22 protein-coding genes, 1 tRNA gene and 1 other RNA gene are annotated in these 22,377 nt (G+C 67.3%); 9 read left to right on the forward strand and 15 right to left on the reverse strand.

The features are described from left to right. The first annotated feature begins 113 nt into the window (after positions 1–113). On the forward strand, positions 114–1,166 hold the full coding sequence (locus tag ACFXKA_RS11590) for a Rieske 2Fe-2S domain-containing protein (protein WP_379427126.1): 1,053 nt from the start codon (positions 114–116) through the stop codon (positions 1,164–1,166). 121 nt (positions 1,167–1,287) lie between these two features. Next, positions 1,288–2,703 (forward strand): alpha/beta hydrolase family protein, encoded by a 1,416-nt coding sequence (locus ACFXKA_RS11595; protein WP_379427127.1) that lies wholly within the window; start codon positions 1,288–1,290, stop codon positions 2,701–2,703. Positions 2,704–2,751: 48 nt separating this feature from the next. Here the strand turns inward: ACFXKA_RS11595 and ACFXKA_RS11600 are convergent, their stop codons facing one another. Next, a complete protein-coding gene (locus ACFXKA_RS11600; RefSeq protein WP_379427128.1) occupies positions 2,752–3,225 on the reverse strand; it encodes an NUDIX domain-containing protein in 474 nt (157 codons plus the stop codon). A gap of 135 nt (positions 3,226–3,360) precedes the next feature. Between ACFXKA_RS11600 and ACFXKA_RS11605 the strand changes: the two genes are divergently transcribed. Further along, on the forward strand, positions 3,361–3,573 hold the full coding sequence (locus tag ACFXKA_RS11605) for a DUF5302 domain-containing protein (RefSeq protein WP_379427129.1): 213 nt from the start codon (positions 3,361–3,363) through the stop codon (positions 3,571–3,573). An 81-nt stretch (positions 3,574–3,654) separates the two neighbouring features. On the opposite strand, the gene ssrA is transcribed toward ACFXKA_RS11605, so the two are convergent. Next, positions 3,655–4,027, reverse strand: a transfer-messenger RNA (tmRNA) gene (gene ssrA, locus ACFXKA_RS11610). A 114-nt stretch (positions 4,028–4,141) separates the two neighbouring features. Further along, positions 4,142–4,618 (reverse strand): SsrA-binding protein SmpB, encoded by a 477-nt coding sequence (gene smpB / locus ACFXKA_RS11615; protein ID WP_154787106.1) that lies wholly within the window; start codon positions 4,616–4,618, stop codon positions 4,142–4,144. 226 nt (positions 4,619–4,844) lie between these two features. Here smpB and ACFXKA_RS11620 point away from each other — a divergent pair, with 226 nt between their 5' ends. Beyond that, complete coding sequence (locus tag ACFXKA_RS11620; RefSeq protein ID WP_379427130.1) at positions 4,845–5,129, forward strand: putative quinol monooxygenase; 285 nt, start codon at positions 4,845–4,847, stop codon at positions 5,127–5,129. A gap of 65 nt (positions 5,130–5,194) precedes the next feature. Here the strand turns inward: ACFXKA_RS11620 and ACFXKA_RS11625 are convergent, their stop codons facing one another. From ACFXKA_RS11625 to ACFXKA_RS11665, 9 genes are all read right to left on the reverse strand, one after another. Then, the gene (locus ACFXKA_RS11625) at positions 5,195–5,863 is read right to left on the reverse strand and encodes a slipin family protein (RefSeq protein WP_379427131.1); all 669 of its coding nucleotides are present in this window, start codon (positions 5,861–5,863) and stop codon (positions 5,195–5,197) included. A gap of 360 nt (positions 5,864–6,223) precedes the next feature. Beyond that, a tRNA-Glu gene (locus ACFXKA_RS11630) sits at positions 6,224–6,296 on the reverse strand. 113 nt (positions 6,297–6,409) lie between these two features. Further along, a complete protein-coding gene (gene recQ, locus ACFXKA_RS11635) occupies positions 6,410–8,551 on the reverse strand; it encodes a DNA helicase RecQ (protein ID WP_379427132.1) in 2,142 nt (713 codons plus the stop codon). Positions 8,552–8,659: 108 nt separating this feature from the next. Next, entirely contained in the window at positions 8,660–9,565 is a 906-nt protein-coding gene (ftsX, locus tag ACFXKA_RS11640; RefSeq protein WP_354840564.1) for a permease-like cell division protein FtsX, read from the reverse strand. After that, entirely contained in the window at positions 9,565–10,254 is a 690-nt protein-coding gene (gene ftsE / locus ACFXKA_RS11645) for a cell division ATP-binding protein FtsE (RefSeq protein WP_354840562.1), read from the reverse strand. The genes ftsX and ftsE overlap by 1 nt, the downstream gene beginning before the upstream one ends. A 57-nt stretch (positions 10,255–10,311) precedes the next feature. Next, positions 10,312–10,473 (reverse strand): hypothetical protein, encoded by a 162-nt coding sequence (locus ACFXKA_RS11650; protein ID WP_354840560.1) that lies wholly within the window; start codon positions 10,471–10,473, stop codon positions 10,312–10,314. A gap of 4 nt (positions 10,474–10,477) precedes the next feature. Continuing rightward, positions 10,478–11,338, reverse strand: a complete 861-nt coding sequence (locus ACFXKA_RS11655) for a mechanosensitive ion channel family protein (protein WP_379427133.1) — start codon at positions 11,336–11,338, stop codon at positions 10,478–10,480. Between the two features lie 62 nt (positions 11,339–11,400). After that, on the reverse strand, positions 11,401–12,519 hold the full coding sequence (gene prfB / locus ACFXKA_RS11660) for a peptide chain release factor 2 (protein ID WP_354840554.1): 1,119 nt from the start codon (positions 12,517–12,519) through the stop codon (positions 11,401–11,403). Between the two features lie 204 nt (positions 12,520–12,723). Continuing rightward, positions 12,724–13,581 (reverse strand): helix-turn-helix transcriptional regulator, encoded by an 858-nt coding sequence (locus ACFXKA_RS11665; protein ID WP_354840551.1) that lies wholly within the window; start codon positions 13,579–13,581, stop codon positions 12,724–12,726. A gap of 144 nt (positions 13,582–13,725) precedes the next feature. Between ACFXKA_RS11665 and ACFXKA_RS11670 the strand changes: the two genes are divergently transcribed. Both ACFXKA_RS11670 and hisN read left to right on the forward strand, forming a co-directional pair. Further along, entirely contained in the window at positions 13,726–14,322 is a 597-nt protein-coding gene (locus ACFXKA_RS11670; protein ID WP_354840548.1) for an NAD(P)H-dependent oxidoreductase, read from the forward strand. 117 nt (positions 14,323–14,439) lie between these two features. Further along, positions 14,440–15,225, forward strand: coding sequence for a histidinol-phosphatase (gene hisN, locus ACFXKA_RS11675; RefSeq protein WP_354840545.1), 786 nt, complete (start codon positions 14,440–14,442; stop codon positions 15,223–15,225). A 21-nt stretch (positions 15,226–15,246) separates the two neighbouring features. On the opposite strand, the gene ACFXKA_RS11680 is transcribed toward hisN, so the two are convergent. Together ACFXKA_RS11680 and ACFXKA_RS11685 are read right to left on the reverse strand one after the other, a co-directional pair. Further along, positions 15,247–16,641: an ArnT family glycosyltransferase gene (locus ACFXKA_RS11680; protein WP_379427134.1), complete on the reverse strand. Its 1,395-nt coding sequence runs from the start codon at positions 16,639–16,641 to the stop codon at positions 15,247–15,249. A gap of 200 nt (positions 16,642–16,841) precedes the next feature. Then, the gene (locus tag ACFXKA_RS11685) at positions 16,842–17,105 is read right to left on the reverse strand and encodes a hypothetical protein (protein ID WP_379427135.1); all 264 of its coding nucleotides are present in this window, start codon (positions 17,103–17,105) and stop codon (positions 16,842–16,844) included. Between the two features lie 236 nt (positions 17,106–17,341). On the opposite strand from ACFXKA_RS11685, the gene ACFXKA_RS11690 reads away from it, so the two are divergent. From ACFXKA_RS11690 to ACFXKA_RS11700, 3 genes are all read left to right on the forward strand, one after another. Then, positions 17,342–18,730, forward strand: coding sequence for an acyl-CoA dehydrogenase family protein (locus ACFXKA_RS11690; RefSeq protein ID WP_379379276.1), 1,389 nt, complete (start codon positions 17,342–17,344; stop codon positions 18,728–18,730). A gap of 28 nt (positions 18,731–18,758) precedes the next feature. Then, positions 18,759–20,009 (forward strand): acyl-CoA dehydrogenase family protein, encoded by a 1,251-nt coding sequence (locus ACFXKA_RS11695; RefSeq protein ID WP_354840533.1) that lies wholly within the window; start codon positions 18,759–18,761, stop codon positions 20,007–20,009. Between the two features lie 643 nt (positions 20,010–20,652). After that, complete coding sequence (locus ACFXKA_RS11700; protein WP_379427136.1) at positions 20,653–21,528, forward strand: serine hydrolase; 876 nt, start codon at positions 20,653–20,655, stop codon at positions 21,526–21,528. 16 nt (positions 21,529–21,544) lie between these two features. Here ACFXKA_RS11700 and ACFXKA_RS11705 read toward each other — a convergent pair whose 3' ends face one another. Continuing rightward, a complete protein-coding gene (locus tag ACFXKA_RS11705) occupies positions 21,545–22,351 on the reverse strand; it encodes an SDR family oxidoreductase (protein WP_354840529.1) in 807 nt (268 codons plus the stop codon). Positions 22,352–22,377: the final 26 nt, after the last annotated feature.

The raw sequence follows: 22,377 nt of genomic DNA on the forward strand, positions 1-22,377 counted from the left end.
AATAACGAATATCCGGCCGATCACGAGTCGAGTTGCGTTCCTGTCCAACACGATTCACAGCAAACCGGCGGTTCCGTTCATTGTTTGTAACAGGTTCCCGTTAGGGTTGCGGCGTGTTCCTTCGACGTGATCGTTCGGGCCTGTCCGAGCTGGCGCGCGATCCGCGCGCCGACCACTATCCGATGCCGACGGTGCCCGAGGGCTGGTATGCGGTGTTGCGCAGCAAGCACCTCGGGTCCGGAAAGATCGTGAATCTGCACTACTTCGGGCGGGCGCTGATCGCCTTCCGGGGCAGCGATGGCCGGGCCACTGTCCGCGACGCGCACTGCCCGCATTACGGCGCCCACCTCGGTGCGGGGGGCCGGGTGGTGGACGGGCAGGTGGAGTGCCCGTTCCATGGCTGGCGTTTCGATGCCGACGGTGCCTGCGCCTCAGCGCCTTTCGCATCCCGCCCGCCGCGGGTGACACTGGGCGGATTCCCGGTGCGCGAGCACAGCGGGCTGATCTTCGTCTACTCCGGTGCCGGCGAACCGCTGTGGGAAGTGCCCGAGATTCCCGAGGCCACCGATCGCGCCTTCGCCCGCCCCATCGACGATGTCCTGCAATCGCGTATCCACATCCAGGAGATGCGCGAGAACATCGTCGACGAATCCCACTTTCACCACATCCACGGCCAGAGCGAGCCCCCGGTCCAGGAACTCATCCCCGACGGCCCCTTCGCCGAAATCCACACCCGCTTCTGCAAACCCGTCCTCGGCTACCCGGTCGACAACAGCTTCGACGTCTTCATGTACGGCCCCGGCGTCATGGTCGTCCGCACCACCGGCGCACTGATCACCATGACCGCCATCGCCCTCACCACCCCCATCGACGACACCACCAGCGAGCTCCGGATGCTCTACTACATCCGCCGCCGCCCCGGCTTCCCCTTCGCCGCCCCAATTCTCAAACTCGCCCTCCGTCTGGTCGCCTTCGGCGAGGTCCGAGAAGAACTGGCCATCTGGGACCACAAAATCCACCGCCCCCGCCCCGTCCTCCTCCCCCACGAGAAGGGCATCAAGTCCCTCCGCCGCTGGTACACCCAGTTCTACCCACCCCAATCCCCTCAGGCCCTGGAAGATCTGGCACTGCCCGGCACTACCCGCGACCTGGAACCTCTCCACTAGAAGTCAGCCCCATATCGGCCCTAGAAAACGAGAGGGCCCGCGCTGTCCGGTACCGCAGGATGAGGAGCCTCAGTACCGTGGTGCGATGCCCGGAAATGGTTGACGTCCCTATGTTTCCGGTATGCGAGTGATGATCGTCGCGATGCTGGTCCTGCTGTGCTGGGGAATCGGTGGGGGCAAGGCCGAAGCGCAACCCGGACCTGCCGATCCCGAGCAGGAGCAGGTGGCCTTCGACAGCGACGGGGTGACGCTGCGCGGGGCGGTCTACCGGCCCACCGGGGCCGGGCCGCATCCGGGAATCGTGCTCGTCGGCGGGTCGGGACCGGGGCCTCGGGCCGAATACCATCCCGAGGCAGCAGCTTTCGCGCGCGCGGGCTTCACTACCCTGGTCGTGGACAAGCGCACTGTCGGATACTCGACCAGCCACCGGGACTTCTCAGTACTGGCCGACGATGCGCTCGCCGGGGTGCGACTGCTGCGCGATCGACCCGATGTGGATGCCGCTCACGTCGGGCTGTGGGGGTTCAGCGAGGGCGGCTGGGTGGCGACACTCGCGGCGTCCCGCTCGTCGACGGTCGGGTTCGTGGTCACCATCGGCGGGTCAGGACTGACACCGTTACGCACCCAAACCTGGTTTCTCTCGAATCTCCTGCGGCACAACGGTGTTTCCGGCCACCTGCCGGATGCAGTGAGCGGCCCCGGTGCTGCCGTGGTCGACGGACTCGGCGCGTTCCCGGAAGCGGACTACGACCCGGTGCCCGCTCTGCGGCAAGTGCGAGTGCCCGTGCTGGCGCTGTGGGGCGACCACGATGTGAAGGTGCCAAGCGGCGAGAGCGCGGCGATCTTCCAACACGAACTGGCAGCCGCCGGAGATCACTCGGTGACAACATGTTTCGTACCACATGCCGGCCACAACGGCCATCGCACTACCGACGGCTTCGACAGCGTCGGCGGCGAGATCTTCGAGGGCAAGCCGCTCGGCGAACTCGACCCCGGCTACACCGACGTCATAACCGACTGGATCCACGCGATAGCGGCCGATCAAGCACCACCCACCAGCGCCGCCACCCCGCCCCAGCAGCCAGCCAGCCGCGCGCCAGGCACCCACCCCGGCCTCGAATACGCAGCACTGGCTGCCCTTTTGCTCGGCTTCGCCGCCTACCCACTCTCCGCCCTCGGTCGGATGATGCTCCGCCGCAGTCCATCCAAGGCCGGCCGCGGACCCCACCGAACAGCACGGGCAGTATCCGCCATCGGCCTGCTGGCCACCCTGGGCACCGTGACCTACGTCGTAGGAATCGTGGCCACAGGTGCCAAGCTACCGCCAACAGCCTTCACCGTCGGCCAGCCCCTGCCCTGGCTCCTGCTCCACGCGCTGGCATTGGCCGTCCCCCTGACCGCAGCCATCCTGGCCCAGTCCGCGTGGCGCGCCCGAGCCCGAATGGACGCCCCGCTCCGTCGGCAAACGCTCGTACTGCTCACAACTGCAATGGCATTCGTGCCTTGGGCCCTGCACTGGCAATTGTTCAGCCGATGAGCAGGCTCACCACCGCAATCCGAGCATCGCCCCGGAACGTCCCCCTGATCAACGGGACAACAGCGCCAGTTGCGTCATCTTCCGTGCCACCGCCCCAACTTCGGCTGCGGACAGCGGGAGCGAAACATATTGGCAGGCAGCGACATCAACACCATTGCCGTGAGGACGCACCGTTCCCACTACACCACCGACGTAGTAGCACCGCGTCGACTCCCACCCTCGCCGGGACTGAAGGTCAAAGAAGTATTCGACGAACTCACAGAGATAAGCGGGCTCGCCTGCCAGGCGAAGTCCCGTCTCCTCCAGCAGCTCCCGATCGAGAGCATCCAGACGCCCCTCTCCAGGCTCGAGACCCCCACCGGGCAAATCCCATCTCCCCTTCTGCCCGGTGCCGTCTCGAACCAGCAGCACCGCATTATCGCAAAGTGCCACGAGGTAGGCGGACGTCCGTTGGACCAGTTCATTTTCGGGCACCAGGTGAGCATCGCCGTTGATGTCACAACACAGATACATCCTGCTCATGCGGCCTCCGGGTCGGGCCGAACCTCCCACGGACACAAGTAAACCTGCGCCCAGCCTCGCTGAACGCCCTGGTGAGCATGATCCGCTCAGGCCTGGCAACACGCCAGAGCCGAAACGCAGCGATAGGCTAGCCCCATGGCCGACGAACAAGAAGTCCCAGCCGAGCTACCCGCGGGTGAAGCTATCGAGTCGCCAGAGGAGGCGACCAAACGGAAGTTCCGGGAAGCATTGGACCGAAAGAATGGCCACGCCTCCACAGGCGGTTCCGCCCAACACTCCGCCAAGGTCCGCGGCACACACGCTCAGGCAGGCGGCAAACGCACCTTCCGCCGCCGAGCGGGCGGCTAGACGCGGGAGCGTCACCATAACTCCGGCTGCCACGTGCACAGCAGAATGACGAAGGCCCGGTCCGTGTGGACCGGGCCTTCTCAGTGGAGCTGCCGGGAATCGAACCCGGGTCCTCCGCCGCATCTTCAGGGCTTCTCCGTGTGCAGTTCGCTATGCCTCTGCTCGGATCTCCCGGTCACGCGAACAAGCCGAGATGACGATCCCAGTCGCTGTTAGGTGTCCCGTCCGGCGCCGCGACCGCGTCGGACGGTAGAGCCCTCTAGCTGATGCCAGGGACCGGGTCGAGGGCGAACCCGGGCTGACAGACACGCTTCGTTGCTTAGGCAGCGAGAGCGTAGTCGCGCTGATGAGAATCGGCGCTTATAGGGTTACAGCGACGCTTATACGGTGGTCTCCTGCCTGCACCGACACGCTTCCCCTGAATCAACGTACGCAGTCGAAACCGTTCAGCCCCGAATGTGTTCACCGATTCAGATGAACTACCCGGCTCTCACCGGGCTACCTATCCTAACACCGAACAAACCTTGGTTCATTCCATTAACGCGCCGTCAGCCGGGGGTCCCGGGTGTCAGCCGCGCATGCCCTTGATGCGGCGGCCGAGTTCGCGGGTGACCTCGCGTTCGGCGTCGCGTCGGGCCAGGTCCTGGCGCTTGTCGTAGTCCTGCTTGCCCTTGGCGAGGGCCAGTTCGACCTTGACCTTGCCGTCGGAGAAGTACATCGACAGCGGGACCAGGGTCAGGCTCGACTCCTTGGTCTTGCCGAGCAGCTTGTCGATCTCGCGGCGGTGCAGTAGCAACTTTCGGGTGCGGCGCGGCGCGTGGTTGGTCCAGGTGCCGTGCCCGTACTCGGGTACGTGCAGGCCGCGCAGCCACACCTCGCCGTCGTCGATGGAGGCATAGGCGTCGACCAGCGAGGCCTTGCCCTCGCGCAGGCTCTTCACCTCGGTACCGACCAGCGCGACCCCGGCCTCGTAGGTCTCGAGGATCGCGTAGTTGTGCCGCGCCTTCTTGTTGCTGGCGATGACCTTGCGCCCCTTTTCCTTCATGTCTCCTCTATCGTCCCGTCGCTGCCCGGAGTGCCCAACCAGCTTACGGATGCTCCGGCCCGAACCCGCACGGTGACGGAATCGGGCCTCGTTGTTCAACCACGCCGGCCGGCGTCTTGTTCCGGTGGCCGGGACGCGTCCAGCCCGTCCCGGCGGGCCCGCTGTTAGTCATGAGAACAGCGCTGGCGTGAGCCAGTTCACAGCGACTCTCCTCGAAAGGAATTCCGTGCATACGGCTTTCATCCGCATCAAGGTCGATCCCGCGGCAGCCGACCGGGTCGCGCAGGCGATGCTGACGCTGACCGCGCCCACCCTCGCCGAACCGGGCTGCCACACCTACGAGTTCTACCGCGACCAGGACGACCCGTCACTGTTCCTGTGCTTCGAGCACTGGGATTCACGCCAGGCGCTCGACGCTCACGGCTCGACTCCGCACGTGCAGGCCTTCCTCACCGAGTTCGGGCCGCACATCCAGGTGTGGGAGCAGAACCATACGACCGCGCTGGCCTGAACCGGTCCCGGCCGGAAGAAAATGTTCCGGCCGGGCGGTGCCGTGCCTCTCGCTGCCCGTACTGCTCAGACATTCTCCCGCGAGTCGAGCACGACCTTGGCGCCCGGAGCGGCCGCGACCTGCAGGGTCCGCAGGCGCAGCAGGACCGGGTTGTCCGTCAGGAGCTTCGCGGTATTGGCCAGCGAGCGCAGGGCGGCGGCCTCGGCGCGGGCGCGCTCGAGTTCGGCGCGGCCGCGTTCGCGCGCCAGCACCGTTTCGAGGGCGGCCTTACGGAGCTCGCCCGAGAGCATGAGGTCCTTGGCGCGAAGGCTCTCGACACGAATGCCGAGGCGTTCGACGGCGGCCGCCACGCGCTCGGCGCCCGCGCCGAGCCGGGTACGGTCGGCGATCAGTTCGTCGAGGGTGTGCGCGGCCACGAGATCGCGGGCGACCTCCTGGACCGTCGTGTAGAGCACCGTCTCCGCGGACTGGGCTCCGGTGGTGAAGGTCACCGGATCGGTGACCACCCAGTCGCCGACGAAGCTGACGCGCAGCGACAGACCATCGCGGGTCAGCAGCTCCTGGCCGCCGACCTGCAGCAGACGCGGGCGCATGTCGACCGTCACCAGGGTGCAGCGCTCCTTGTTGAAGCGGTGCCGGCCGGGGCCGAGAACCTCCCGCAGGGTGCCGTCCTCGAATCGCAGCGTGCGCTGGTATTCCATGACCGTCTTGTATTCCATGACCGTCGTGAACATGTGTATCTCCTTCCCCCACAGTGGTTTCGGCGTGACCGGGCACGCCTCGCCCGGTCACGGGACCGCGGCGGGGGCGTCCCCCGACCGAAGTCGGGGAGCCCGCAGGGCCACGGCACCGCACCCGACCGGGCGAGGCGTACCGGTGAAGGGAATCGAACCCCGGCAGATTTGTTCTGTGCCAACCTGAATGACGTGGCCGCCCTCGAACGGGGAATACGATCCGGAGATTCCGGGGCACCCCTCGAACGACCGGGACCCACGGTAGTCACGGTATCGCGGTGCACGCCAATGATTTTCGGGCACGGATGAGACGTGAAATACAGAAAGGCCCTTCAGCATTCGCTGAAGGGCCTTTCTCAGTAGTCCCGACGGGATTTGAACCCGCGCTACCGCCTTGAGAGGGCGGCGTCCTAGGCCGCTAGACGACGGGACCAGGTCGCTCGCTGCGATCCGTGGACCGCGGCAGCTCCGAAAGCTTATCGTGCCGCCGCCCAGCAACCAAATCGCCTGCTAATGGACGTGCGCGAGGTCATTTCCGGACATCGATCACTGGTAGTCGGGCGGGAGCTCGTCGAAGTCCGGTGGCGCTTCGTCGGGCCAGGGGATCTCGTCGGCGGGGGTGAAGATGGCCGGGCTCGGTTTCGGCGCAGCAGCCGGCGCGGCGCCGAACCGCGAGGAGCGCCGCTCGGGGACCGCGGATTGCGGGCTCGCGCTCGAGGCCGCGGACCGAGATCCCTGGGACGACGCCGCCGACCGGCCGGTCGGCGCGGCGACGGCGGAACCGGAAGCCGGTGCGGAGCTGGATGTTTCGGCGCCCGAACCGCCGGCGGCGATCACTTCCAGGACGCCCTCACCGTATTTGGCGCGCTTGTTCTCCCCGATGCCGGAGATGCCCGCGAGGTCGGACAGGGTGGCGGGTTTGCGGGTGGCGATCTCGCGGAGGGTGGCGTCGTGGAAGACCACGTAGGCGGGGACGCCCTGCTCCTTGGCGGTGGCCGCGCGCCAGGCGCGGAGCTTTTCGAACAGGTCGGTATCGGACTGGCTCAGGTCGGCGGCGGCCAGGCGGGATGCCTTGGCGGGCTTGGCGGTTCGGGCGGCCTTGGCGCGTTCGGGCTCACGCCGGAACATGACCTGCCGCTTCTCGAACAGCACCTGATTGCTGGCGTCGGTGAGAGTGAGCACACCGTAGTCGCCGTGCACGGCGAGCAGACCCTGGGCCAGCAGCTGACGCACGACGCCGCGCCACTCGATGTCGCGCAGCTCGGTACCGATGCCGAACACCTTCAGCTCGTGGTGGGCGTGCTGCTCCACCTTGGGATTGCGCTTGCCGATCAGGATGTCCACGATGTGGCCCGCGCCGAAGCTCTGACCGCGTTCGCGTTTGAGCCGCAGCACGGTGGAGAGCACCTTCTGGGCGGGCACGGTCCCGTCCCACGCCTCGGGCGCGTTTAGGCAGGTGTCGCAGTTGCCACAGCGCTCACCCTGCTGACCGAAGTAGGCCAGCAGCTGGACGCGGCGGCACTGCACGGTCTCGCAGAGCGCGAGCATGGCGTCCAGGTGCAGTTGCAGCTGGCGGCGGTGCATGGCGTCGCCGTCGGAGGAGTCGATCATCTTCCGTTGCTGCACAACGTCACTGAGGCCGTACACCATCCACGCGGTGGAGGGCTGCCCGTCGCGACCGGCACGGCCGGTCTCCTGGTAGTAGCCCTCGACCGACTTGGGCAGATCCAGGTGTGCGACGAAGCGCACGTCCGGCTTGTCGATACCCATGCCGAAGGCGATGGTGGCGACCACCACGAGCCCGTCCTCGCGCAGGAACCGCGCCTGGTTGGCCGCGCGGGTGCGGTTGTCCAGCCCCGCGTGGTACGGCACGGCTTCCACGCCATTGGCGGTCAGGAAGGCCGCGGTCTTCTCGACCGAATTGCGCGAGAGGCAGTAGACGATGCCCGCATCGCCGGCGTGCTCGGTCTGGATGAACGAGAGCAGCTGGTGCTCGGGCCGATTCTTGGCCTCGATCCGGTATTGGATATTGGGCCGGTCGAAACTGGCCACGAAGTGCTTGGCGCGGGTGAGATCCAGCCGCTCGGCGATCTCCTTGCGGGTGGCCTCGGTCGCGGTGGCGGTGAGCGCGATGCGCGGCACGTCCGGCCAGCGCTCGTGCACCATCGACAGGCCCAGATAGTCGGGCCGGAAGTCGTGGCCCCACTGCGAGACACAGTGCGCCTCGTCGATGGCGAAGACCGAGATCTTGCCCCGATCCAGCAACTGCGCGGTGGACTCCAGCCGCAGCCGCTCCGGTGCGAGGTAGAGCACATCCAGCTCGCCCGCCACGAATTGCGCCTCGACGGTGCGCCGTTCGTCGGGGAACTGGGTGGAGTTCAGGAATCCGGCGCGCACGCCGACGGCATTGAGCGCGTCCACCTGGTCCTGCATGAGCGCGATGAGTGGTGAGATCACCACGCCCACGCCCGGGCGCACCAGCGCCGGAATCTGATAGCACAGCGATTTACCGCCGCCGGTGGGCATGAGCACCAGGGCGTCGCCACCGGCGATCACCTGGTCGACGATGTCCCGCTGCGGTCCGCGAAAACTGTCGTACCCGAACGTCTTTCGCAGCACCTGGTGCGCCGGATCACTTCCGGCGTCATCCAGGTTTCCGACTACGGTCTCGACCTCCGGCGCACTCACGCCCGCAATCCTACGGACACCGCCCGACACCGGAATGCCGTTGTGGCCAATGGCCCGGACTTCGCACCCTGTGCGAGTCGAGAAGGCTTTGGGGGTGGAGCGTGGCCTCTATTCGCGGACGTAGTATCGAAGCGCGGCATATGCCGTGAGAGCGGCGAATCCGATACCGATCGGTGTGACGATCATCGCAACGGCCGCGATGTCGTCGCCCGTGATCCGCGGCAGCACCTGGTCGTTGAACAGCGACCCCAGCGCCCGGTTGATCACCAGCGGTTGCGCGACGAACAGACCGCCCACCGCCAGCACCGATCCCACCAGCGCGGCCAGCACCGCCTCCAGCAGGAAGGGCAGCTGCGTGTACCACCGCGTGGCGCCGACCAGCCGCATGATGCCGACCTCGGTCTTGCGGGCCAGTGCCGCGACCTGAACCATATTGGCGATCAACAGCAGGGCGGCCAGCGCCTGCAGCGCCGCCAAACCGAAGGCCGCATTACGCAATCCGACGAAGAAGCTGACCAGCCGATCCACGATGTCCATGTCATTGAGCACGGTCATGACGCCGGGCCGCTTGGAGAAATCGTCATAGATGGACCGGTATTTGGTGACATCGTCGAGCTTCACCCGGAACGAGGAGGGCAGCCCGTCCTTGCTCACCTCGTCGGCGAGCCCGGGCTGATCCTTGAAGGTGGTCTCCCTGACCTCCTTCACCGCGTCCTGGCTGTTGACGAACTGCACGTTCGCCACATAGTCGTGCTTCTTCAGATCCGCCATGAGCGAGGCGCACGGCTGCCCGGTGCAGTCCGGATCGGTCTTGGAGACCTGATCGTCGAGATACAACCGGATCTCGACGCGCTGGACGTAGTAGTCCTGGATCTTGTCCGCCATGCGAACCGCCAGCAGACCGCCGCCCAGCATGGTCAGCGACACCGCGGTGGTGAGGATCATGGCGATGGTCATGGTGACATTGCGGCGCAGGCCGGTGAAGACCTCGCTGAACAGGAATCCCGCGCGCATTATCGGCCCACCCCGTACACGCCCATCTCGTCGTCGCGCACGATGCGCCCGCGGTCGAGTTCGACCACGCGCCGGCGCATGGCGTCGACGATGGTGTTGTCGTGGGTGGCCATGACGACCGTGGTTCCGGTCCGGTTGATGCGTTCGAGCAGCGTCATGATGTCCTGGCTGGTCTCCGGGTCGAGGTTGCCGGTCGGTTCGTCGGCCAGCAGTACCAGCGGCCGGTTCACGAAGGCGCGAGCGAGCGCCACCCGTTGCTGTTCACCGCCGGAGAGCTCACCCGGCAGCCGGTCGGCCTTGCCGGCGAGGCCGACCATGTCGAGCGCCTCGGGCACCGAGCGATTGATGAATGCTCGTGATTTGCCAATCACTTCCAGCGCGAAGGCCACGTTCTGTTCCACGGTCTTCTGCTGCAGCAGCCGGAAATCCTGGAACACGCAGCCGATGCGCTGGCGCAGTTTGGGAACCTTGCGTCCGGGCAGCCTGTCGACCCGGAAGTCGGCGACCCACACCTCACCGGTGGTCGGCTTCTCGTCCTTGAGCAGCAGCCGCATGAACGTGGACTTTCCGGAGCCCGAGGGCCCGATAACGAAGACGAACTCGCCTTTTTCGATATCGACGGAGATATTGTCCAGCGCCGGCCGCGTCGAGGTCTGATACGACTTGGTGACGTTGCGCAGGGTTATCACGGGGAGCCAGTGTAGCCAGCACGCCGCCGCGGCCGACTACACCGCGCGGACTCGGGCTCAGCGGCCCGTGTGCTCGGAAGTGTTTGGCAGATAGTTGCTGAGCATGGTGTTCACGATCGGCGGGGTGCTGTTGGTCTCGTGTTGGGTGGGCTTGACGAAGACATACAGCACGAATGTTCCTACCCACACGGCCATCAGGATCGCCGTGGACTTACGCATTCTCTTAATCAGCACCGACACTGAGACCCTCCCGGCGCAACGCGGCGGCCACCCGCACCCGCATCTCGCGCCCGACTTCGAACTGTTTGCCCGGCAGCGTCCGGGCCACCATCTTGATGTTCATCTGGTTGACGGTGAGATCTTCGACACCCATGACGGTCGGCTCGTCCAGCAGCAGTGCTTTGAGCTTGCGATCGGCGAAGGCCTTGGCCCCCACCTCACGCAGGATCTCGTTGACCTTGTTGATGTCGGCGGTGGCGGGAACGGGCACGTCGATGGCGGCGCGCGCCCAATCCTTCGACAGGTTGGTCACTTTCACGATCTGACCGTTCGGGACGGTTATCACTTCGCCGTCGGCACTACGCAGCGTCGTGATGCGCAGCGTGACGTCCTCGACCGTACCCTCGGCCTCGGTCGAATTGCCAGTGACCGCGATGCGCACGACATCGCCGAAGCCGTACTGCCTTTCGGTGATCAGGAAGAATCCGGCGAGCAGGTCCTGCACGATCCGCTGCGCCCCGAAACCCAGGGCGGCGCCGAGCACCGCGGCCGGGGCGACCAGTCCGCCGAGCTCGAAACCCAAGCGCCGCAAGACTTCCAGCGACACCAGGAAGTAGACGATGGACAGCACCACCCAGGTGATGACCTGCGCCAGCGCATGCCGATGCTTGGCCGCCTCGGACCGCACCAGCGAATCGCTGCTGCGGAAGCCGGCGTCGATCTTGCGAGTGATGCGGTCGCGCACGAAGGTCGCGGCGCGACTGAACAACATGGCGCCGACGACCAGCAGCACGATCTCGAGACCGCTGGACCGCAGCCAGTTCGCGAAATCGGCTCCGGTGCCCGCGGCGAGAATCGAACTCATGCCCTACCCCTGGGTCGCCTGCTCCCGCATGCGCCAGCGAATGACGCAACTTCGGAAACAGCTCACTGGTTCTGGCCTTCTCGCATCCTCCAGCGGATGCCGGACTCGATGAAAGCATCGATGTCGCCGTCGAGCACGGCGGAGGGGTTGTTGACCTCGTAACCGGTGCGGAGATCCTTGACCATCTGGTACGGGTGCAGCACGTAGGAGCGCATCTGGTTGCCCCAGGACGCGCCCTCGTTGGTCTTGAGCGCGTCCATCTGGGCGCGTTCTTCCTGGCGCTTGCGTTCGAGCAGCTTGGCCTGCAGCACGCGCATGGCCGAAATCTTGTTCTGCAGCTGCGATTTCTCGTTCTGACAGGTGACGACGATGCCGGTCGGGATGTGGGTGAGGCGGACCGCGGAGTCGGTGGTGTTGACCGACTGGCCACCGGGGCCGGACGAACGGTAGACGTCGACCCGGACCTCGTTCTCGGGAATCTCGATGTGGTCGGTGGTCTCGACCACCGGCAGCACCTCGACCTCGGCGAAGGAGGTCTGGCGGCGGCCCTGGTTGTCGAACGGGCTGATGCGGACCAGGCGGTGCGTGCCCATTTCCACCGAGAGCGTGCCGTACGCGTAGGGCGTCTTGACCGCGAAGGTCGCCGACTTGATGCCCGCCTCCTCCGCGTACGAGGTGTCGTAGATCTCGACCGCGTACTTGTGGCCCTCGGCCCACCGCACGTACATGCGCATGAGCATCTGCGCCCAGTCCGCGGCGTCGACGCCGCCCGCGCCGGAGCGGATGTTGACCAGCGCCTCACGCTTGTCGTATTCGCCCGAGAGCAGGGTCCGGACCTCCATGGCCTCGACATCGGCGTGCAGGCTGGCCCGCTCCGAATCGGCGTCGGCGAGCGCGGCCGTGCGATCCGCACCCTCTTCCGCCTCGGCGAGCTCGTAGAGCACGGGCAGATCATCGAGCCGCTGGCGAAGGTCGCGCACCCGGCGCATTTCACTCTGCGCGTGGGAGAGCTGACTGGTCACGCTCTGCGCGTGTTCCTGGTTGTTCCACAGCTCCGGGTCGGCCGCCTGCTGCTCCAGCTCGTCGATGCGGCGAGCCAGCTCGTCGATGTCGAGCACCGACTCGATGGTCTTCAGAGTCGTGTCGAGTTCGGCCAGATCAGCGGAGACGTCAGGATGCACGATGTTCAAGGCTACCCCGCCTCCGCTCCCCCGCCTCCCCGAGCCTTCAGCGGACGGCTGAGTGCCGCAATCACTTATGCACCCGTACCGACATTGGGAGCCGAACCGATTTTGGACGTACCCGGGGAGTTACCCCGATCGCTACGAAATCAGTTGTCATCTCTCGAACGGGACAAGGACCGCCACCAGGCGCTATCGCGACATTCACCCGGCGACGGCGCGCAGTCCGCCCGGGCGGCGGCCGACGAGGCGGTCCAGGGCCGTGGCGGTGGCGTCGTCGGCCGGGAGGTAGACCATGAGGAATTGGTCGTCGTCGGCGGAGAGGTTCAGGGTTTCGTAGGCCAGGCGCAGGGGACCCGCCTCGGGGTGGGTGAGGCGGCCGACGCCATTGGTGTCGGGAAGGCCGGGGAGGGTGTCGAGGCGGCGGGTGAATTCGGGGCCGACGGTGGCGGCCAGTTCATCCATGAGGGCATCGACGTGGGGATCGGCGCGGCCGGGGCCCTGTTTGAGGGTGGCGACCACCTTGTCGGCCTTGTGTTCCCAGTCCGGGTAGGCGTCGCGGGCGCGCGGGTCGGACAGGACGTAGCGGGCGTAGCTGCCGGGCAGACCGCCGTCGAGCAGGCCGATCGGGCCGAACAGGGCACGGTAGCCGTCGGTCACCGCGAGGATCTCGCTGAGCCGGTTCATGATGGCCGCGGGTGCGGGTTCGAGTTGATCCAGCATGGCCTGCACGGCCGGACGGATGCGGCGGTTGGGCCCGGAACCGCCGCGGCAGTTGAAGTTCGGATCCCCGGCCTTGGCGAAATTGAGCAGGTGCACCCGTTGCGCCGGGGTCAATCGCAGCGCGTCGGCCAGCGCGATCAGCACGGGCGCGGACGGGTGCCGGTCGCGGCCCTGCTCCAGCCGGGTCAGGTACTCGACGGAAACTCCTGCGAGTGTGGCCAATTCGGCGCGGCGCAGGCCGGGCGTGCGGCGGCGCGGACCCGTCGGCAGGCCCACTTCGGCGGGCGTGACCGCCTCCCGGCGTAGCCGCAGGAACAGGCCCAGCTCGTTCTCACTCACGTATTCGACGCTAGCAACGGGCGCGGCTCTTATCGTGTCCCTGCCACTACCACCCTCAGCGTGGTCTCCCTAGCGCCCGGCCGAGCTCGCAGAGTTGATCTCGAGCGGCCGACCGGCCGCGGCGAATCTCGAAGGAGACACACAATGACCAGCACTCCCCTGCGCCTCGCGGTGATCATCGGCAGCGTCCGCGAGGGCCGCTTCGGACCGGTGGTGGCGAACTGGTTCACCGAGCGAGCCCGCGCCCACGGCGGGTTCGAGGTGGATGTCATCGACCTGGCCGACTACCCGCTGCCGCACGCCCTGCCCGCCGTCTCGCCGCTCATGGACCCGAACCCGGTGCGCCCCGGCAATACCGCCGAGCTGGCCGAGCGACTGGCCGACGCCGACGCCTTCGTGGTCGTCACGCCCGACATCAACCGCAGCTTCCCGGCCTCGCTGAAGACCGCGATCGATTGGCACTTCACGCAGTGGGATCGCAAGACGGTCGGATTCGTCGGCTACGGCGGCAGCACCGGCGGCCTGCTGGCCATCGAGTCCCTACGCACGGTATTCAACGAACTCAACGCCCACACCGTCCGCTCCACCGTCACCTTCCCCCGCTACTTCCTGCACTTCGCCCCCGACGGCACCCTCCCGAACCCCACCGAGTTCGACGACTCCGCCAACCACCTCCTCGCGCAACTCCACTGGTGGGCAACCGCCCTCACCGCTGCCCGCACCGCCGCCGTCCCCGCGTGATCGGCGAGTGGCACGCCGGCGAGCACGAAAACGGGCAATTCACCTCACTGGTGTGCCACTCGGTGTTGGGGACGTGGGACACCACCTGTTAACGGGGGAGGACTAACGTGCTGGGGCGTGACCGGATATTCCGCTGACCTGGAACTCGCACTGAAGCTGGCCGACGCGGCCGATGGGATCACCCGTGAGCGGTTCGGGGCGCTCGATTTGAAGATCGATTCCAAGCCGGATCTGACGCCGGTGTCGGATGCGGATCTGGCGGTCGAGCGGACGCTGCGGGAGATCCTCGCCGTCGAGCGGCCGGGGGACCTGGTGCTCGGCGAGGAGTTCGGCGGGGACGTCGAATTCAGCGGCCGGCAGTGGGTCATCGACCCGATCGACGGGACCAAGAACTTCGTGCGCGGGGTGCCGGTGTGGGCCTCGCTCATCTCGCTGCTCGAGGACGGCGTGCCGGTGGTGGGTGTGGTCAGCGCGCCGGCGCTGGCGCGACGCTGGTGGGCGGCGACCGGTCACGGCGCGTGGAGCAGTTTCGAGCAGGGTGAGCCCCGGGCCATCTCGGTGTCGGCGATCGCCGAGCTGGGTGCGGCCAGCCTCGCGATCTCCAGCCTGTCCGGCTGGCGGGCCATCGGACGCCGGGCCAAGCTCATCGCGCTCACCGACGAGGTGTGGCGGGTGCGCGGGTACGGCGACTTCTTCGGATACACACTGCTGGCCGAGGGCGCGGTCGACATCGTCACCGAACCCGAACTGTCGCTGTGGGATATGGCGGCGCTGGACATTCTCATTCGTGAGGCGGGCGGCACCTTCACGGCGCTGGACGGCAAGCCGGGGCCGCACGGCGGGAGCGCGGTGGCGACCAATTCGCATCTGCAGGACCAGGTGCTGGCGGCCCTGCAGGCCTGATCCGGGCCGGGGGTCCGAGCCTCAGCCGAGTTGCCGCATGGCGGGCCACATCTCGGACCAGGGGCGGCGGGGTGTGCGGCACAGAATGATCGCGCGCCCCTGCTCGAGATTACGGATGTTCAGGCCATTGTCCGAGCGCCCCAATGGTTCCGGATCCACGCAGAAGCGGCTCACCCGGTCGGCGGGCATGCCGAGGACGAGCGCCTCGTGCGCGCCCGGCGGCGGGCCCCACCACCAGTACGCGTTGCGCACGCTGTGCGGGGTCGGCAGGTTGTAGCGGCCGCCGAAGTGTTCGAGGGCGGCGGCCTCACCATAGTTGGCGGTGAGGAGGTCGGCGTCGGGCGCGGAATGTGCTCGGACATCGGCGATCTGCGCGGTGAACTGCGGCCAGCCGACGGTCTCCCCCGCCTCCTTGTTGATCGCGAGCAGAGCCGACGGGTCCCGGAGGGCGGACATCGGGGGCACGGGCAGGAAGACCACCGCCGAGAACACCGCATTCAGCGCGATGACGAAAGTCAGTGCGGCAAGCCGTATTCGATGCCCGCTCAGCCGCGGCTCCAGTCCGACGGCGCCCGCGGCCACCAGCAGCGGATACATCCCGCCGAGGTAGTACGCCTTGCCGACCATGACCAGGTAGCCGACGAACAGCATCGCGTAGGCGACGGCGAAGGCCCGGTAGCGCCGCCACAGCCACCACAGGCCGAACGCCCACAGGGGCACCAGCAGCACGCCGATCAGCCCGAATTGCAGGAGCACGAACCCGATTCGCGAATTCGAGCTGCCGGAGGATCCGCCCGCGATGGCCCGGCTCAGCGCCCACTGCGGCCAGCCGTTGCGCGCCTGCCACACCACGTAGGGCGCGCTGATCACCGCCGCGATACCGAGGGCGAGCGGGAAATACCTGGTGGCGAACACTTCTCGCGGTCCGACCAGGAGCAGTGAGAAGGCCAGCGCGGCAAGGGGAACCACGATCAGGGCCTTGGTCTGCACCCCGATTCCGGCCAGCGCGCCGATCGCGAGCCACCATCGTGGATCGGCATCCGACCGCAGCAGACACAGGACCAGCAGCATCAGTACCGACCACACCGCGAGATCGATGTCCGCGGTACTGAGGGTGTGCCCGGCACCGGCCACCACGGCCGCCGACGCCATGGTCCCGGCCGCGACCGCCTGCGCCACCCGGCCGCCGCCGATTTCATGGGCGGCGAGTCCGGCGCAGATCACCACGGCGGTAGCCGCCAGCGTCGCCGGAAGACGCAGCAGCAGTATGGAATTCGGATCGATGGCCGACATCGCGCGGGCCAGTAGTGGCACCAGCGGCGGCTGATCGGGATAGCCCCAGTCCAATCGCCGTCCCGCGGCCAGAAAGTAGAGCTCATCGCGGTGGTACCCGTACCGGCCGGAGAGGGCGGTCATCACGACCGCGAAAACCCCCGCTATCCAGTAGATTTCGCCACCTCTAGCAGTGACCGGCCGCTGTTCCATCCCCCGCATCGTCGCATCTCCGGGGGCGGCCGGGCCACCGGTGCTGCGGGAGTACCCCGGCGCGGGCTGCGGTCCCGCCGCCGGGCGCGTTGCGACGCTCTGCTACCTCAGCGTCGCTACGCGGTCGTTTCTCAGCCGAGCGGGACGCAGACCGAGCCGAAGTCGAGGAACGGGCCACCGGGGACGGCCGAGCCGACGCCGACCGAGCCGAGTCCGAGTTCGGTGCCGACACCGTTCAGGCAGCCACCGGCGCCAGATCCGGTGCCGAGACCGACCCCGGAGCCGGTGATGCCCACGTCGATGGGCTGCAGCTGCAACGGTTCAGCGTTGGCCATGGGGGCGGCGAGGAAGAGACCGGCGGCAATCATGCCCGCCGTTCCGAGCGCGATCTTCATATGTATGAAACCTCCATCAGGAGCGAGTTATGCGCCGACACCCTAGCCCACCCCGGGGAGTGTCTGAAGCGTATTTGTTTCACTAGATCCGAGCGATACCGGTCGGTAAGTTCGAACGACTGCCCTGACCTGCCGATTCGACAATCCTCGACGCCAGTTCTTACTCTGAAGTAAGATAGTCTTACTCAGGAGTAAGATTGCTGGGCAGGATCACCCACCTCCTCGATAGAAAACTGGTGATTATGAGCACTCGAGACACCGCAACGAAGCGGGATACCTCCGCCGTTGGCCTCAACCCGGTCAAACGCGACTGGATGGGCGCGGCGATGCGGGTCATGACGACCATCACGGGATCGGAGCTGGCGGAGAAGTACAAGCTGCGCAAGCCGATCGAACGAATCACCTACGAGGGCACCAAGACCGGGTTCCGCACCCTGGGCGCGGCGACCCGGGTGTTCGAGAAGGTCGCGGGCGGTGGCGCTCCGAAGCGGCTGCCCGCCAACGAGTCTCGCAAGAAGGACTACTTCGACCTCACCCCGACCGACGAGCAGCAGATGATCGTCGAGACGGTGCGCGACTTCGCCGGCGAGATCCTGCGCCCGGCCGCGTACGAGGCCGACAATTCCGCCAAGGCCCCGCGCGACCTGCTCGAGCGCGCCGCCGAGCTGGGCATCACCCTGATCAACGTGCCCGAGGAGCTCGAGGGCGCGGCGTCCGAGCGGGGCGCGGTCACCAATTCGCTGGTGGCCGAGGCGCTTTCGTACGGCGACATGGGCCTGGCGTTGCCGATCCTGGCGCCGAGCGGTGTCGCGATCGCGCTGTCGCAGTGGGGTACCGACGCGCAGCAGCAGACCTACCTGGGCGCCTTCACGGGTGAGAACGTGCCGCAGGCCTCGGTCGTCGTCGCCGAGCCGCAGGCCCTGTTCGATCCGTTCGCGCTGCGGACCAAGGCCACCCGCTCCCCCAGCGGTTTCCGCCTCAACGGCGTGAAGACCCTGGTCCCGGCCGCGGGTGACGCCGAGCTGTTCATCGTCGCCGCCGAGCTGGACGGCCGCCCCACCTTCTTCATCGTCGAGTCCGACACCGACGGTGTGGTGATCGAGGCGGACCCGAGCATGGGTATGCGCGCCGCGGGCCTGGGCCGGCTGGTGCTGAACAATGTGGCCGTGCCCGCCACCGCCCTGCTGGGTGACTCGGAGGGCGCACAGCGCGCCGAGGAGTACGCCGACGCCGTGCGGCTGGCCCGGCTGGGCTGGGCCTCGCTGGCCATCGGCACCGGTCAGGCCGTGCTGGACTACGTGATTCCGTACGTGAAGGAGCGTGAGGCGTTCGGTGAGCCGATCGCGCACCGCCAGGCGGTCGCGTTCATGGTCGCCAATATGGCGATCGAGCTGGACGGTCTTCGGCTCGTGACGCTGCGGGGTGCGTCGCGCGCGGAGCAGGGGCTGTCCTTCGCCCGCGAGGCCGCGCTGGCCAAGAAGCTGGCCACTGACAAGGGCATGCAGATCGGGCTCGACGGCGTGCAGCTGCTCGGCGGCCACGGTTTCACCAAGGAGCACCCGGTCGAGCGCTGGTACCGCGATCTGCGCGGCGTCGGCGTGGCCGAAGGCATCGTCCTCATCTGACCCGACTTCTCAACGGAGAGACCACCTCATGATCAATCTCGAACTCCCCAAGAAGCTGCGGGCCAGCGCCAACCAGGCCCACCAGGTCGCGCAGGAGATCTTCCGTCCCGCGTCGCGCAAGTACGACCTGGCCGAGCACGAATACCCGGTCGAGCTGGACACCATGGCCGCCATGGTCGAGGGCCTGTCCGACTCCGGCTCGGCCGACGTCTCCGGCGCCACCGGCGGCCGCAAGGCCGGCGAGAAGACCGAGGGCGCCGGGTCCGCCAAGGACGCGCACGCCACCGAGCTGCTCGGAAACACCAACGGCGGCAATATGTCCGCGCTGATGAACGCGCTGGAGACCTCGTGGGGCGATGTCGGCCTCATGCTGTCGATCCCCTACCAGGGTCTCGGCAACGCCGCCATCGCGGCGGTCGCCACCGATGAGCAGCTGTCGCGGTTCGGCAAGGTGTGGGCCGCCATGGCCATCACCGAGCCGTCCTTCGGTTCCGACTCCGCGGCCGTGTCCACCACCGCGGTGCTCGACGGCGACGAGTGGGTGCTCAACGGCACCAAGATCTTCGTGACCGCCGGTTCGCGCGCCACCCACATCGTGGTGTGGGCGACCGTCGACAAGTCGCTGGGCCGCGCGGCCATCAAGTCGTTCGTGGTGCCGCGGGATGCCAAGGGCCTCACCGTGTCCCGCCTCGAGCACAAGCTGGGCATCAAGGCCTCCGACACCGCCGAGCTCCGCCTCGAGGACTGCCGCATCCCCAAGGACAACATCCTGGGCTCGCCGGAAGTCAATGTGGAGAAGGGTTTCGCGGGCGTCATGCAGACGTTCGACAACACCCGCCCGCTGGTCGCCGGCATGGCCGTCGGCGTCGGCCGCGCCGCCCTCGAGGAGCTCCGCACCGTCCTCACCGACGCGGGCATCGAGATCTCCTACGACAAGCCGGCCAACAACCAGCACGCCGCCGCCGCGGAATTCCTCCGCCTGGAGGCCGACTGGGAAGCCGCCTACCTGCTGTCGCTGCGCGCCGCGTGGATGGCCGACAACAAGAAGCCCAACTCCCTCGAGGCTTCCATGTCCAAGGCCAAGGCCGGCCGCATGGGCACCGACGTCACCCTCAAGGCCGTCGAACTCGCCGGCACCACGGGTTACTCCCAGCGCACCCTCCTGGAGAAGTGGGCCCGCGACTCGAAGATCCTCGACATCTTCGAAGGCACCCAGCAGATCCAGCAGCTCATCGTCGCCCGCCGCGTGCTGGGACTGGGCAGCGACAAGCTGAAGTAAATTCAGACACAACGGAAACCGGTGCGGGCCGTATTCTTGGCTCGCACCGGTCTTCTTGTTTCCGGACGCCCTGGTCCGTGATGGGTTAGAGTCCGAGCGCCTTCAGCAGGTTGCCGATAGCCGGGAGGGAGTCGGCGCTGCCGGTGCTGGTTTGCGCGGCGGACACGGCCACGGGCAATGTCGCGGTCGGGGGGCGGGAGCCAGGGTATCCAACGCCGCCGGCGCAGCCATACGCTTCGTATGGTGTGTGCACCTGTGGTGGTCGGCGTCCGCTGCACGGTGGCAAGCAGATTCGGGCCCGGCGTACCGGTAGTCGAATCGGTCTCGGTTCACACTGAATCCCCGATCTCGAAGTCGCCGATCGACGGACGACCAGCGCTGGCCGCTGGGTACGTGCTGAAACTGGCGGTCAACTGGGGCGCGGCCGGGCGGCGGCCACAGTATGACCTGATCCGTGACGCCGTCGGCTGGCCCACGCGACTCGGCGACACCAGCTGGGAGTTTCGCGCTCTGGTTGCCCAAATATGATCTACGCGGATAGGTTTCGCCGGTGCGTGGATTCAGTAGGCGGATGCTATTGGGGGCCGGCGCTATCGCGGCTGGGGGGATGATGCGGGCGGGGACGGCTCGGGCGGGTGTGCCGGTGGTGGGGCCGGCGTTCGATGCCCAGTATCGGGCCATTACCAAGGTCGCCGGGGGGCGGTGGCACTGCCTGGTCAGCGATCTCGGGTCGGGGCAGCCGGTTCCGGTCGTCGAGGAGGACGCCGACTTCGTCATCGAGGGGGCCAGCGTGCAGAAGCTGGCGGTGATGACCGCGGTGATGACCGAGGTGGATGCCGGGCGGATCAAGCTGTCGGACACCACGACTCTGGATGCCGACACGGTGGCCGAGGGCAGCGGGCTGTATCTGAACCAGGCGGCGTTCGGGGATCAGCTGACGGTGGCGAATCTGCTGACGACCATGCTGCAGGTGTCGGACAACACCGCGGTGCGGCTGTTGTCGCGTTTCGTGTCCGGGGATCAGATCAACGAGATCTTGGATCGGCTGGGGTTCAAGGCGACCCGGGTGCTGCCGATACCCGGTGAGAGCCGGTTCTATCTGGGGAACACGACGGCGCGGGAGAACAACGATCTGCTGTTCCGGCTGGCGTCGGGGACGCTGCTGTCGAGGGAGTCGACGCAAGCGGTGCTGCGGATCATGACGTGGACCGCGGTGGGATACACCGACGGGATCCGGCGGAACATGTCCTCGGAGGAGCGGGCGCGCTTCGCCACCAAACACGGTGCGTCCGACGACAAGCGGCACGACACCGGGATCATGTTCGATGCGGCGGGCGCGCCGCTGGTGGTGTTCTCGTTCTTCGCCGATCAGGCGCCGGACGCGGACAACTACGGGGCTACGAATCCGGTGGTGGAGGCGCATGCCACGCTGGGGCGGTCGCTGTTCGACACCTACACGCATCTGTCGCCGCTGCAGTCGTTCATCGATCCGAAGAAGATCGCCTCGGGCGGGCACTGAGCCGGCGCGGGAAGTATCAGCCCGCCAGCAGATTTCGCATGGCGGTGAAGACCTCGGAGGCGCCGCCCAGCGACCAGCCGCCGTCGACCGGGATGACGGCGCCGTTGACGTAGGTGGCGTACGGCGACGCCAGCCACAGGCAGCAGTCGGCGATCTCCTGGGCGGTGCCGTAGCGGCCCAGCGGCACGGATCTGGCCACCAGCTCGGACAATTCGGGAGTGGGAGCCAGGCGGGCCATGCCCTCGGTGTCCTCGATGGGGCCGGGAACCACCGCATTCACCCGGATGCCCGCCGCCGCCCATTCCAGCGCCGCGACCTTGGTGAGCATGTCCACGCCCGCTTTGGCGGCACAGGCGTGCGCCTGCAGGGTCATGGGCACGGTCGACTGCGGCGCCGAGATGGTGATGACCGACGCCCCGGGCGTGCGCAAGTGCTCGCGAGCGGCGCGCAGGACATTGAAGGTGCCCTTCAGATCGATGTCCACCACGGCCCCGAAGGCCCGCGCCGACATGGATTCCGTTGCGGCGGGGAAGTTCCCGGCCGCGCCCGAGACCAGCACGTCCAGCTCCCCGAGCTCGGTGCAGGTGGCGGCGAGGCCCTCGGCGACCGCCTCGTAGTCACGCACGTCCGCGACGAAACCCAGGGCGGTGACCCCGCATTCACCGAGCGAGTCGACGGCTGCGCGCACCTTGTCCGGCGTGCGCGAGAGCACCGCCACCGAGGCCCCCGCCCGCGCGAAGGCTCGAGCCACAACGAGATTGATGCCGCTGGTACCGCCCGCCACGAAGACCGTCCGGCCGGAGAAATCGAAGAGGTCGCTCATCAACTGATTTTGCGGCGCGGTATCGG

The organism is Nocardia sp. NPDC059228 (assembly GCF_042754245.1).
Classification (GTDB): domain Bacteria; phylum Actinomycetota; class Actinomycetes; order Mycobacteriales; family Mycobacteriaceae; genus Nocardia.